Annotated in this window: 9 protein-coding genes; 1 reads left to right on the forward strand and 8 read right to left on the reverse strand. The window is 46.0% G+C overall.

Annotation, left to right across the window (positions count from 1 at the left end):
• Positions 1–219: 219 nt before the first annotated feature.
• The gene (locus MHI52_RS23780) at positions 220–531 is read right to left on the reverse strand and encodes a DUF3817 domain-containing protein (protein WP_036617062.1); all 312 of its coding nucleotides are present in this window, start codon (positions 529–531) and stop codon (positions 220–222) included.
• A gap of 215 nt (positions 532–746) precedes the next feature.
• On the opposite strand from MHI52_RS23780, the gene MHI52_RS23785 reads away from it, so the two are divergent.
• Entirely contained in the window at positions 747–1850 is a 1104-nt protein-coding gene (locus MHI52_RS23785) for a glycosyltransferase family 4 protein (protein ID WP_405157763.1), read from the forward strand.
• 20 nt (positions 1851–1870) lie between these two features.
• On the opposite strand, the gene MHI52_RS23790 is transcribed toward MHI52_RS23785, so the two are convergent.
• From MHI52_RS23790 to MHI52_RS23820, 7 genes are all read right to left on the reverse strand, one after another.
• Entirely contained in the window at positions 1871–2233 is a 363-nt protein-coding gene (locus MHI52_RS23790) for an HIRAN domain-containing protein (protein WP_076252914.1), read from the reverse strand.
• Positions 2234–2275: 42 nt separating this feature from the next.
• The gene (locus MHI52_RS23795) at positions 2276–3247 is read right to left on the reverse strand and encodes a YafY family protein (protein ID WP_036617058.1); all 972 of its coding nucleotides are present in this window, start codon (positions 3245–3247) and stop codon (positions 2276–2278) included.
• 274 nt (positions 3248–3521) lie between these two features.
• Positions 3522–4040, reverse strand: coding sequence for a hypothetical protein (locus MHI52_RS23800; protein ID WP_405157764.1), 519 nt, complete (start codon positions 4038–4040; stop codon positions 3522–3524).
• Positions 4041–4207: 167 nt separating this feature from the next.
• Positions 4208–4837 carry a 50S ribosomal protein L25 gene (locus tag MHI52_RS23805; RefSeq protein WP_405157765.1) on the reverse strand — a complete coding sequence of 210 codons (630 nt, stop codon included), beginning with the start codon at positions 4835–4837 and terminating at the stop codon, positions 4208–4210.
• 281 nt (positions 4838–5118) lie between these two features.
• Positions 5119–7995 (reverse strand): type I pullulanase, encoded by a 2877-nt coding sequence (gene pulA, locus MHI52_RS23810; RefSeq protein WP_405157766.1) that lies wholly within the window; start codon positions 7993–7995, stop codon positions 5119–5121.
• Positions 7996–8483: 488 nt separating this feature from the next.
• A complete protein-coding gene (gene pulA / locus MHI52_RS23815) occupies positions 8484–10532 on the reverse strand; it encodes a type I pullulanase (protein WP_405157767.1) in 2049 nt (682 codons plus the stop codon).
• 171 nt (positions 10533–10703) lie between these two features.
• Entirely contained in the window at positions 10704–13793 is a 3090-nt protein-coding gene (locus MHI52_RS23820; protein WP_405157768.1) for a DUF5704 domain-containing protein, read from the reverse strand.
• Positions 13794–13879 lie beyond the last annotated feature (86 nt).

Here is a 13879-nt window from a genome sequence, read left to right on the forward strand (position 1 = left end):
GGTAAGGTCCTTTTATATCCACAAAAAGAGACCTTTACCGAGCATGAAAACTTGGTAAAGGTCTCGCTAACAACAAAATTGCTGCCAATAAAGCCGGGGATATGATCCCGAATTGACGACTTTACTGTAAAAGCTACTCCCCTTTAACAGGAATATGTAGTTTTAGTTGGAACGGGTTGTTTAACCTGTACTCATCATATTTCATAACGTTAAATAAAGTCAAGCTTTATTTAGTTGACGATACAGCTTACGGAATACGACAACATCGTAGATCATATTCCCCAGTGGAATGAAAGAAACAAAGAACAGAGCAATTGGACGGCGCAGACGCCATTTCTGTGAGGTGTACATAGTCACCATAAATAACAAATACATTAAAAACAAAAAACCATACAGATTCCCAAACCATGTGACAGCCTGTGGCATAACCCCGGCATCTCTCAACGGAAAAGCAACAAACAGTAACAACACATACGAAATGCCCTGCAACCACAACATCAGCCGGAAGCGCCCCAGCGTAGAATGTAACATTATTTTCCTCCTGCTTTTATACATGTAACGAATTCAATTGTTCCCGTAAAGTATATCACAAAAGCTGAATATCTCGCTTGATGCCAAGCAGCAGATTATTCCTGCACGCTTATGTGGGTGGTTCATCTACCATTTCGCAGGAGCCAAATGCTTTAACTTCTCATAAGATATATGACGAAGATTGTTACAGATGTCGGACAAGGAGGAGCCGGATCATGAAAATAGCTATGGTTGCACCCGAGAAATTGCCTTTGCCCGGTAATGGTTCCGTGGAAATCTGTATCCTGGGCATCGCTCGTGAACTAGCCCATCGCCATCAGGTGACCATTATAAGTCGTCAAATGCAAGGTCTCGCCGCCACAGAACAGATCGACGGTATCACCATTCAACGTGTCCCTGCGTCGAGTCCTGTCATGTACACCAAAGCAGTCATACGTTTGTTATCCCAACAACCCTACGATGTAATTCAAGTGGATAACAGGCCACGAAGTATGGCTACCATCAAACGAGCTTTTCCACGCACTCCCGTTGTACTCTATCTTCACTCATTAACGTTTGCTCAGCCCGGGCCTTCCAAACTCACATTAATGAAAAAAGCTGATTGGATTGCCGTCAACAGTCATTCCCTGCGACAAAGGTTAGGCCGCAGATTTCCATTGGTTAAACACCGGATGAGTGTTGTTCCATTGGGTGCAGATCTAAGCCGCTTCAGACCTGTTGAATCCAGCGAAGAACAGATTCATCTGCGTACACAATTTGGAGTAACTAAACCATTCTCTATTCTGTATGTCGGCAGGCTGATCCCTGGAAAAGGTGTAGACGTATTAATTCGTGCGACTGCCCTCCTTCAGCAACAGGTACCTGTTCAACTGATTGTTGCAGGCAAAGGACCTCCGTATTACATGCGTAAACTTCGCGAACTTGCCCAAAAACAAAAAGTCCATATTTCCTTCCGTGGTCAGATAAACCATGAGCATATCGATCAGTTGTATCGGGCAGTGGATTGTCTGGTCTGTCCGTCTCAAGAACATGAAGCTTTTGGCCTGGTTAATGTTGAGGCGATGGCTTCAGGATTACCCGTCATTGCTTCGGATAACGGAGGTATTCGCGAGATTATTGAATCAGGTATCAATGGATACCTTGTCACCGCTTATAAGCGTCCCCAACGTTTCGCCTCTTACCTGTACAAACTTGCAAGCAATCACACTTTTGCCGAGAAGTTAGGAAAGGCTGGCCGAGACAGCGCAAGGGCATATTTCAGTTGGGCAAGAACAGCCATGCATCTGGAAGCGACCTATACCAGGCTCATCCGTAAATGAGCCTTCTTTTGTTAGGATGATCAAGCTTTTTCACGAAATTGCCATCCCTTAATCAAAGAATCCATCTGTGGAACAGGAATGTGACTCATCTCGATTAACTCCATAATCACCATATCTCTCATCATGAATCGTACTTTGGCACACGTTAGTTGATGAAATACATCGTAGAATGCCGTCCCGGCCCAACATCCATGAGGTACGACCAGCGGGTCATTAACGATATAACCTACGGCTCCAATCGGGGGAATAACAACCTTAATTGCTTGATAATCCAAACGATTATCTGGATCTTTGACGAGATACACGGTATCCCCCACATGTAAAGCCTGTACTCCATGGTAGTGATCCATTCCATACATAGCTGCGAATAATTTGGTGCTCATATTACCTGCTCCTTTTCCTGTATTTCTCCATGATTAAAATTTTTACAATGATACATCGGTTTCATAATGTTCCAACCACTCGACAAGTTGCCTGCGTATCTCTCTACGAAACTCACGAGGTTCAAGTACCTCTGCCTCGGGCCCAAATTGATACAACCATTTCAAAAATTCTCTGCTGCTATTCAGTGTCACTTCAAATAACAATCCCCCATCCGACATATTCGTCATTCGCGGGCGAACAAACATTTCTTCTTCTTTTATGTAGGGGGCCACTTTCTCAGAGAATCTTACCTTGAAATGGATATTTTCGTCGCCACGGTCAATAGACCATGTGTTCTTCATGTACTGCGTTATGTTGAAATCACCCTTGTCGAAACCGGCATTTGTTCGTGTCACATCCAAAAAACGGCTGATCCTAAACAATCGAACTTTTTGCAGCAAATGGCAGTATCCAATCAAATAAAAACGTTGATCACGTGGAATGAGATAATAGGGATCGATATCCCGGACTGTGATCTCATTTCTTGTCAGCGTATGATATTGAGTACGAATGGTTTGCTGGCTTAGAATAGCTTCGATAATAGGAATCAGCAAATTAGGGTCTTTTCCTTCCTCACGATAAGCTGGCGTGCCCATCCGAATAATTCCCGCAATATTCTCTACAATGTCACTGTTTCTTGATTTTAATTTGGTATGAGCCGACATAACCTTGTCAAACGCTGAATCAAACTCAGCAGGTAACTTGGAGGTATCAACTACGGACGGGAGCAAGGAGAAAACCATTGCTTCCTGTTCAGTAAAATCTAATGGATACATCGCAAACTCACCAATAAATCGGTAACCTTTGCCGTATCCTTCATTCATAATCGGGGCGACCCTATCCAAAATCCGGAGATCACGATAAATCGTGCGTACAGTCGTACCGCATTTCAGCGCCAATTCCTTGGCCGAAATTCCAGGATTTGCTTGTATAGCCTGAAGTATACGCAGCAGACGAATTAATTTCTCTGTCATGTAGTTTCTCCCCTTCGATATTTTATCGGCAAGGAAAACTAGTTCCTTTAGTACAGAACTAAATCTTTAGTCCCAATATTATTTTCGCAATTTCACCATTTTTGTATAGTCCAATTGCACTCTTACCCCCTTTTAATATACATTCTCTTACTCGCTTGCGTAAAACATTAACCTAAAAGACCTTAAACCTAAGCCTGAAAGCCTATACAATTTTCTAAAAATAATACAAAAAAGCCCTGATCTCCACAAAGAGACAAGGCTTTTCTCGGAAATACTAATTATTCAACTGTAATAATTGATTCATCACATTTGCCATATGCTCACAGAGTTCAGCAATGTCCCCCATCTGGTCTTCATTCACACTGCGGTCAAAACAAACGTGAGCCATGACGTTATAAATGATTGGCTGTTCATCAAAGATATACTGGATAGTCTGGCATATCCTCTGCTCAGGCCAGCTCTCCTGTAATATCGAACGAATGGCTGGGCAATGCCTATCAGGCTCTTTCATAACCATGCCAAACCGGATTTCCAAACGACAACCTGGATGAGCGCCAGGCGTCTCCAGGATCTCCGCTGCGAGCTCATTTAGGGAACTACTTAACACAACCTCGCCTGTTACTTCCGGACGATCCCTGAGACAGAATTGTAATGTGAACTCTCTGGACATCACTGCCATCTCCAGCCGATCTTTACGCCCCGTAATCTGAATACGTTCGTCCAGGTTATCCATATCATAGAGATAATTCTCAAACCCGACTTTCAGATTGTCATACACCGTTGGATCAAACATTGAATTAAACCTACTTTCTTACCCTTTAACATGTATTGTAGTACATTCTCATTTTTCATGCGAACGATGTGCCTATTGAACTCTCTTGCTCGGAAAATAAAAAAAGCCCAGTCACTAGGACTGGACTTGGGTTAAGCATGAGATCTGGCAAGATCCCGTAGCTTGGTTTATTCTTCTGTAGCTTTTTCTTCAACTGCCGGTTCAGCTTCCTCAGCAGATGCTGTTGGCTCTTCCTCAGCGGCTTGTGGCGGCATGACGGACGCAATGATGGATTCAGGTGATGTTACGAGTGTCAAACCTTTATCGAGTTTGATATCCGCAGCAGTCAAACGATCACCAATGTCCAATCCGCTCACATCCACTTCAATGGACGTTGGCAGATCCGCAGGCAATCCTTCTACTTCCAGCTGTGTCTCCTGTGTCTGGAATACACCGCCAGCTTTCGAGCCGGCCGCTGTACCTTGGAAGTCGATCGATACACTTACGCTGATTGGCTTGTTCTTGGAAATTTGCAAAAAGTCTACGTGCAGCAAACGTCCGTTACGCTCTTGCTGATCCTTGATCAGCACCGGAAGCGTTTTACCGCCCTCCACATTCAGGTTGAACATTTCGGAGCGGCCTGTGCGTGCCACTTTCAGCATTTCTTTTTCATCTACATGTATTGAAGCACCTTCAAGTCCCGGGCCGTAAACGACTGCGGGAACTCGTCCGCCTTGTCTTAACAGGCGCAGTGCTGCACCTTTCTTTTCCGTTCTTGGCGTTGCTGTAAGTTGAGCCATTTTTCCGTTGGATTTCATGATTGAACATCCTCCTTCAAGGGATCACTACATTATATTTGTTAGAAAGCGCTGAGGCTTATCTCATAGACCATGATGGTCTTTTTTCCTTTGGCCGAATCGTGGGCCATATCTATATTTACCCCAATGATAGAGGATCTCAAACACGAAACAGGACAAATAATTTTTTTTTGGCAAGTTATGCGGCTTATAATCAGACCAAAAAAAGCAGTCGGAATCTCTTCCAACTGCTGATTTATCAAGGTTTTGACGAACTACATTCAAAGTTATAAATAAAGAAACTATGCGCTGTTACGATCCTCTGTTTTTTCACTTTCACGAATGATCTGCATCTCGTCTGATCCGCTACGGACAACAATGTGTACATCCCCATCTTCAGGTACAATGTCCACGTAACGGTCTCCGCACGTATCTTTAGCTTCCCATTCGTTCAATCGAATGATTAATCCCAGGTGATGCAGACCCGGAGCAACCCGGAAGCGGGCTTCGGCGGCATTACCGACTTGTTCCAGCCGTACTGCTCCGTCCTCCATACCTGTGCCCCATACCCAGACATCCCAACCTTCATAATGCTGGTCTTCCCGTTCGTATCGAAGCGTGACAGTTCGCGAAATCTGTTTATGAATCGTTACGCCAAGCGTTGCCCGAATTCCTCCAGCCTCAGCAATAATATGGGTTACTCCAGGTGTCATCGCACGTACGATCCCTGCTGCACTCACCGCTGCAAGTTCTGGATGAGAAGAGCTCCAACGTATATTCGAATCCTGAAGCGGCTGACCAAATTGATCCAGAACCAAGGCACTGAAGCGACTGATTCGAGTCATGTACATGACAGGTTCGCCCACAATTTCGATTCGTTCAGCATGACGATAATCCACTTGTAACATACAGCTTGCCGTTATGTCCCCACAGTGCACTGTAATCGAAGCTTCCCCTCGTTCCAGTGCATGGATTGTTCCATCAGGCTGGATCTGAATAATATTCGGATCAGAAGAAGTCCAGGTAACTGGAGCTTTTTCCACCACATTGCCAATACTGTCCCGTACGATCGCTCGTAGTTGAGTGGTCTCCTTCGGACTATATACCTGGCGAGGAAAACTAATCTCCACTGTTGATGGTTCAGCGCCTCCAGCATGCTCTGTGTCATACAGTACCATTAAAGACCATCGTTCTACCTGAACAGTACCACGAACAGTCTCGATCACGTCTGTGCCTGACTGATGATCATTGACCACAACATGCCAGTCCCCTTCCCCCAGGTCGACATGCTGCTCATGTTCCGTTCCGTTATAGATGACCATAATCTGATTCCAGGTGTCCTGATTCGCACCATTCTGAAGTATAAAGGCAACTACATTGCCATCCGCACGAATCACACGTAGGTGATTTCGTACCTGTTCAGCATCAATCATCCGAAAAGCGGGATGGGTTCGCCGCAAATGAATAAGACCACGATAGTAGTCAAACACCGGTCTGAAGCGTGATTTGTTAGCCCATGTGATGGCGTTCACCGCATCCCCGCTCCGATAACTGTTATGATCACCGGCTTTGGATCTGAGCATCTCATCCCCTGAATGCAGAAACGGAATTCCCTGAGAAGTAAGCAGAATGCCGGAGGACAGTAACGAGCGACGAACCATCTCATGATTCAAAACATCATCTGCACCCACATACCGATATGGATCTGCTGCTTTTACCGCCGACTCAGCACTTCCGCCACCCACGGGCTGTCCGTCCTTCCATACGGGAAATCCTAATTCCTGTCTAAGGTTCATCGTTGTCGCAATTTTATCCCACAGATTGAGATTGTCATGGGCAGTTACATAATTGACAACCTCAACAGGTGAAGATGTGAAATCATCCAGTGCTCCCGCTGATCCCCTAATAAGCTCATATTCCTGCCCTCCGGCACCCGTGACAAACCCTCTGCCACTGCCATCACTATCACCCTTGATTGCACTGCGAAAATGATCATTAAATACTGCAAACCCCTGACCTCGCTGGGTTCCTTTTAATGTTTTACGGTCCAAAGGTGAATCTCCACCCATCCAGGGTTCCCCATAGATCAGAAACGCCGGATCGATCTGTTCCTTCAATTCGCGTGTCAATTCATTCATCGTTTCCGTATCAATCAGGGCCATGAGGTCAAATCGAAATCCGTCCACATGATATTCTTCTGCCCAATATCGGAGAGAATCCAAAATATATTTTCGCACCATTGGACGTTCTGTCGCCAATTCATTGCCTACACCAGAACCATTACTGAGGGTGCCATCCTCCCGATAACGGTAATAATAGCCTGGTACAATCCGTTCAAAAGGTCCCTCTTCCACGCTATACGTGTGATTATAGACAACATCAAGTACAACGCGAATGCCTTGTCTGTGCAGCGATTGAACGAGTGATTTGAGCTCCCGAATTCGAACTGCAGGATCACGAGGATCTGTCGCATACGAACCTTCGGGAACGTTATAATGTTGGGGATCATACCCCCAGTTGTATGGTGCTCTGACATTTGAACCCACATCTGCCGTAGCAAGTTCATTCACCGTCTGATAATCCGCCACAGGCAGAAGATGTACATGAGTAACTCCCAGTTCGGCAAGATGGTCTACGCCAATACTATTGCCTGCTCTATCCGTCAGACCGGATGCCGTGAATGCCAGATATTTTCCCTTATACGGAATGTCTGCATGTGGGTCTGAGGAGAAATCACGGACATGTAACTCATATAACACGGCATCGACAGGACGCAGAAAAGCAGGTTTGACATCCAGGTCCCAATCGACCGGATTGGTGGTCTCCGGATCTATAATAGCCGTTCGTTGCCCATTAGCCGTTACCGCTCTGGCATAAGGATCAACAACTACTTCAATCCGCTGATCATCATGGATAATTCGGTACATATAATAATGTCCTGCCCAATCGCCGCTGAGCTTCAGACTCCATATTCCGTCCGCATCTCGTGTCAAGAAATGTTCCTGCCCATTTTCATGATCTTGTACTTTACCACTATCGTTGTAATGCCCTTCATCGTCAAAAATCAATATATAAACCTGCTGTGCCGTAGGTGCCCACAATTTAAAAGTACTTGCTGCACGAGTATATGTTAAGCCAAGATCGTTGCCTTCGTAACAAAAAGAAGTCCATTCCGGCATCGTTCCCACCGCCTTTATATCCATTGATTTCGTGTTGTCCCGATGTTACGGAGTGGGACGTTGTTTGTCAACCCGGGGTTGTCTGTACTCATCATATCGGTCCAATTTGCATATTCAATTAGCAATCGCTTTCAAAATATAGGATATGAAAACAAGCGCCATAGATTGACAGCATTTGTACCTGTCCCGACAAAAAAAATTTGGAATATACAAGAATAAATTACAGGATGTCATTTGGTTGAGATTAAAAATGTACTAACCGGTGCACAGCATAAAGAAGGTCCAGACATGACAATGTATAGCCCTGCGACCAAGGCAATGGTCTCTGACGCATCAACAAATCCCCCTTTCTTACGAGAAAGGAGGATTTGTTTCATCTCAATTTATTTGATTAAATTTGATTGACTGGATATCTTGAACGTGTCCTTGTTATCGATTTTACTAATGGTCTGTTGGCAGCCTTCAATTCTTGGCAAGCTTTGCGTCCATCAGGAATTGGAATACATCACCGTTAGGGATATCGCATTCACATGTACCTGTCCGTCTTGTATGGTACGTATCGTATCAATGCCTGCCTGTCCTTTTTCTACAATCACATTCCATGTCCCTGTGGGGACAGAGATGTCACGGTTTTCTTTTGCAGCATTATAGATGACAACAATACGTTCCCATGAATCGCTGGCTGCTGTACCGTTCAGTTCATACGCTAACAGCCCATTACCTTTTTCGATTAAACGAACATGCTTCTCGATCTCTTCCCGTGTACGAAGCCGAAAGGCTGGATGTTCTCGCCGAAGACGGATCAGCCCACGATAATAATCAAATACCGGCTTGAACAGCTGCTTTTGCTCCCAATGTATGGCATTGACTACGTCTCCACTCTGGTGGCTGTTGGCGTCCCCATATTTGCTGCGAAGCAACTCATCTCCGGCCGCGATCAGGGGAATACCCTGGGAGGTTAAAACGATACCATTGGCAAGCAGACAACGCCTAACGGTCTCATTCTCCAGAATGTGTTCTGGATCGATCTGCAGGTAAGGCTTAGCCTTCTCTACGGCCTCTTCCACACTCTGGCATCCACGAATACTTCCATCCTCGTCATAGGTGAGGAAATTCAAGGTATCGTGGATTCCTTGTGTACGTGCAACTTTGTCCCACAGGTTGAGATTATCATGTACTGTTACATAGTTAATCGTCTCGGATGGACCATCCGTAAAATCCTGAATGGCTCCCCGGACCCCAGTCCACAATTCGTCTTCTTTCCCATCCGCGCCCGTCGCAAATCCCGTACCCATGCCATCGCTGTCTCCCTTGATCACTCCTCGAAAATTATCGTTAAACACAGCAAAACCAGCTCCGCGCTGCGTTCCTTTTAGGGTCATATCATCTCCAAGAGGCGAATCCAGTGCGCCCCATGGTTCACCATATAACAATATGGATGGGGATACTTCGGCGTGCAACTCCGCTGCAAGCTGTTTCATCGTAGTTGTGTCGATCAGACCCATCAGGTCAAATCGAAAACCGTCCACATGGTACTCCTCTGCCCAGTAACGGACCGAGTCGATGATAAACTTGCGAACCATGGTGCGTTCAGTAGCCACCTCATTGCCCGTACCTGAACCATTGCTGTAGGTCCCATCGGCGTTTTGACGATAGTAGTACCCTGGTACAAGTTTCTCAAAAGAGCTGCCTGCCGTATCAAACGTATGATTATATACCACATCCATAATGACACCTATTCCCTTGTTATGAAGGGCAAGCACCATGGATTTGAACTCACGAATTCGTGTCTCCGGATCATCTGCACGTGATGCATAGGAACCTTCCGGTACATTGTAATGGAGCGGATCATATCCCCAGTTATAGTTGGAGGCATCAGACGTATCACCATCCACCCTGGATTCATCCACCGTCGCAAAATCAAATACTGGGAGCAGATGCACATGGGTAATCCCGAGTTCAACCAAATGATCGATCCCCAGTGTGTTGCCCTCCGAATCATGCAGGCCCGTCTCGGTGAAAGCCATGTATTTGCCTTTATTCGTTATACCAGATGATGGGTGAATGGAAAAATCACGTACATGCAGTTCGTACAGGACTGCATCTACAGAACTGGTCAATTCCGGGCGAATATCCTCACTCCATCCCTTCGGATGTGTCTGCTCCAGTCTCACAATTACACCCATTTCTCCATTCATGGTCACTGCTCGGGCGTAGGGATCTACAGCAGTAGTTGAATGTCCATCTTCGAAAGTAGGCTTGTACATGTAACGGTAGCTACTTAAATCACCTTCCAGTTCCATAACCCAGATGCCTTGTTCTTTCTTTTGCATAGGTAGCGCCTGCTGTTTCCGTTGATTGGGCTCTTCCTCCGGGCTCCCCCCTGTCAAAGGTGGGTACAAAAGTAGTTCCATCTGAACAGCTAACGGTGACCAGACTTTGAAGTGACAGGTTTGTGCTCCTAATGTGACACCTAAATCTCTTCCTTTGTATGTATCTTCTGAAATCAATAGTTCCTGCTTATCCTCTTCAATCATATGTGTTGTTCCCCTCTCGTTGAGAAAATTGATGAACATGGATGGTACGAGTGCTCCTTACCCTTTATACCCGTTCTGCTACCCAACCATAATCCGAATTACACAAAAGAAGACAAACGTCATGTAGATTCACATGACGCCTGCCTTCTTTATGGGTAAAACGATATCTCCCTAATGCGGTACCTGGGATTGGAAATCATTCCGGCTGGATTGATCGGCGTGGTACAAAACCACGTCCCCATCTTGCATCGGCCAGCTTCTCCCCTGATTATCTACCGGGTTGTTATCAAAACCTTCCATTTGCCATTGATTCATCAACGGTGCATGAATATATTGCAGATGCGGTGCACTCGTATTGCCACTGCGCAATGTTTCAATATTGAAATTAACCACAATGTAACCGTCCCTCAGAAATACCATTGCCTTCTCATCCAACTGGTTTTGTCTGGAAAGCGACTCGAGATCGGTTCCTTTGGGTACAGCATATACATCTGCTGGCAAGCTATATTCCCCATACCAGCGCTGAATCGCTGCATTCGCCCGATCCACATTAACACTGGAGGGAATATCTGCTTTTGGGCCAATGAGTGTACGGATCTGTGAAGGAAGAATCATCCAGTCATAACGACCTACCCACGTTTTATGATGAGAGGTCTGATCCACGAAACGAACCATATGTTCCGCCATTGTACCCTGATTTCGTTCCTCCGCCGACAGTTCATAGGTATACTGATAACGCGCTGTATCACCTAACTCCGAACCGGGGACATTCCGCAAACGTGAGTTCAGGACAACAAAGCGTTTTTCTAAATCTTGTGCCGATCCAATACGAATGAGTCGTTCCTGTCCTCGATGGTAGTATAAATCCACTCCTTGCCTGGTGGTGCCATCTTTACTCACAAAAGAGAACGTCGGCGTGATTCGGATACCATCCTGTTTCCCAAACATATTACCCTTGGTTTTCAGATCAAACTTGAAATGGTAACCCGTCTTCACTGCAGCATTTCGGAACCCCTGTACCGGATGACTGCCGGGACGAATAGGCAGGACATAGGGAGCCAAATTACCTCGGGCATCTCCGTCTATACTGTTTCCTCCGGTCCAGTAGCTTACACCCGTTGGTTCGGGGCTGCCTATCCGCTTACGGAACACATTCTCCCAGTTGTAGTCTGAAATATCGGTGATGTGAAAATCATATAATCGTCCGATAACGTCTACAGCAACGGTATCTGCTGCGACATGATGAGTCAGATTCGTATTGGCATCCTGTTGTTCTGTGTAGTTTGCAGGTGCATTTTCGGCGATATTTCGAAACTCGATCTGGTAATTCCCTTCATCCACCCATACAGGAAGATAAAAAGGAGTGTCCAACTGATTTACCGGAATATCCACCCATGTCATGGCCGGAATAAACTGACTTCTGGCACCGTTATAGACATCAAATGGGAAACGAACCTGTTTGATCCGGAAATATTTCGCATAATCATGGTTTCCATACCCAGGATAACTTGCTACATCCAAATGTTGACCTGAGGTTGGGATTCGTACAATGAATGGGCGCTCTAAGATAAGTGCAGCTCTGGTCGGATCAGGCATGGTCCTCTGGTTATGCGGCTGATCATCTGACACCCAGGCATAGTTCACAACTGGAGTATGTACTGTCACCGAGTTGATGCCCAGAATGGGGAACTTCTGATCCTGACCTCCGTTAACATTACCAGGGAGCAGTCCATACGTAATCTCACCCGTGGTTGGCTGGTTAGCTTTGTTCATCAATGTATTTTTGATCGTCAGCCGGTTCTGGTACAGAACATCGTCTCCGATCATGCCAGGCTGGGAGATACTTCCCGGTTGCGGAGCGGTTTTGGTCACAGGAGCAGGATCCATAATTGTCGCTCCATTAAAGGTTACCTTGTCATTATTGACGGTATTTTCTCTAACCTCCACTTCAGCTTTGGATTGAAACAATGATGTTTCATCTGGCGTAGGCGGTTCAGCCGAACCACCCGGAACCCCTTTGATGCCAAGATCAATTTCTCGACATGGCGCAGGTTTCACATGATTGGTAATCGCAGTATCCAAAGCCGATTGCAAAGTCGGTGGTGTATATGCATTGGGCATAAGGGTCACGGTATCACCATAACCGCCTAACGCATAGTTAGATACCTTTGCCTCATTTAACTTGTATACCTCCAGGTTATCAATCTGCCAATAGCTATATGTCCGTGTTACTTGCATGGTTTTATCCCCAGGCACATCACGTTCTCTGGGCTGAGGAGGTGTCCCTGGATCCCCCTCACCACTAGACGCTCTTCCCGGGATCGTCCAGGTTTTATGATAAACCCTTTTCACCTTAACGGTGTAAGTCACCGTTCCTGTCATGTTAATCCAACGGTGCTGAAACAGATATCCCTTGGCTAAAACATTGGCATAGAGATCTTCCGAAGTTGGAATACCACGGGTAACATCGAACTTCTCAGATCCACGCTCGTCTGCCTTCAACACACCTCGAACAGACGGGTCCATAACCGATGCTTCAATAACCGTACCTCTACTCGGTGGACTGATGGTCACGGGGCAAGTGTTCGCAGGGTCACCCCCCGGATCGCCATCATTACCACCTTCTCCATTATCCGTGCAGTCCTTCACCTCAAGCACCTGAGTCCCTTGTTCATCCAGTTGCTGAGGAGAATCAAGAAAATGAGCTTTGATGGTAGTGCTACCCACGATCCCTTTTGTCGTGATTTTGCCATCAGCACCGATCGTTGCCACAGCCGGATTCGAGCTCTGCCACGTCAGTTTGGGGTGAGCCGTCAGTTTATGAACAGAGCGATCCAGTTTGGTTAGAACTGCTTCTGCCTGTAGTGATGTCGTATTGGCTTTACAAGCATTCGGCAAATTCACCACGAGTCCTGGCTCAGACGTAACGGTTATGGTGGCTGTATCCGAGATAAGGTATGTACCATTGTTCCAGATTGCACGCACAGTGACCGTGCCCGGACTTTCGGCCGTTAACATCCCTGTTTTCAACTCTATACTCGCAATCGTCTCGTCAGAAGAAAACCATTTGATCTCTGCTTCCCTTCGCGATACGTCGATGCCCCCATTAAAATCTGTCGCACCATAACCCTTTGTCTTCACCTTGGCTTCTATCTGCTGGGTCTGCCCTATGGTAAGGGTAGAATCTGGGGTTACATCGATTTCTTTTTCTTCGTGAATCTTACCTTCCCAGAAGATGCTAACAGGGGTGTGGTATACCATCTTATATTTGGGTTTATTGCCTGGCCTAGTCCCATAAGGTTCCCTTTCAAAGAACTCAAACCCTTTGCCAGTATATGTTCTAAGAT

It is taken from the genome of Paenibacillus sp. FSL H8-0283, assembly GCF_045040675.1.
In the GTDB taxonomy this organism is placed as follows: domain Bacteria; phylum Bacillota; class Bacilli; order Paenibacillales; family Paenibacillaceae; genus Paenibacillus; species Paenibacillus amylolyticus.

What these genes read in the sequence shown, in the direction of transcription:
- MHI52_RS23795 (WP_036617058.1), bottom strand. Translation starts at nt 3,247, where the DNA reads ATGACAGAGAAATTAATTCGTCTGCTGCGTATACTTCAGGCTATACAA.
- MHI52_RS23820 (WP_405157768.1), bottom strand. Translation starts at nt 13,793, where the DNA reads ATGGTATACCACACCCCTGTTAGCATCTTCTGGGAAGGTAAGATTCAC.
- MHI52_RS23780 (WP_036617062.1), bottom strand. Translation starts at nt 531, where the DNA reads ATGTTACATTCTACGCTGGGGCGCTTCCGGCTGATGTTGTGGTTGCAG.
- MHI52_RS23805 (WP_405157765.1), bottom strand. Translation starts at nt 4,837, where the DNA reads ATGAAATCCAACGGAAAAATGGCTCAACTTACAGCAACGCCAAGAACG.
- MHI52_RS23785 (WP_405157763.1), top strand. Translation starts at nt 747, where the DNA reads ATGAAAATAGCTATGGTTGCACCCGAGAAATTGCCTTTGCCCGGTAAT.
- pulA (WP_405157767.1), bottom strand. Translation starts at nt 10,532, where the DNA reads ATGATTGAAGAGGATAAGCAGGAACTATTGATTTCAGAAGATACATAC.
- MHI52_RS23790 (WP_076252914.1), bottom strand. Translation starts at nt 2,233, where the DNA reads ATGAGCACCAAATTATTCGCAGCTATGTATGGAATGGATCACTACCAT.
- MHI52_RS23800 (WP_405157764.1), bottom strand. Translation starts at nt 4,040, where the DNA reads ATGTTTGATCCAACGGTGTATGACAATCTGAAAGTCGGGTTTGAGAAT.
- pulA (WP_405157766.1), bottom strand. Translation starts at nt 7,995, where the DNA reads ATGCCGGAATGGACTTCTTTTTGTTACGAAGGCAACGATCTTGGCTTA.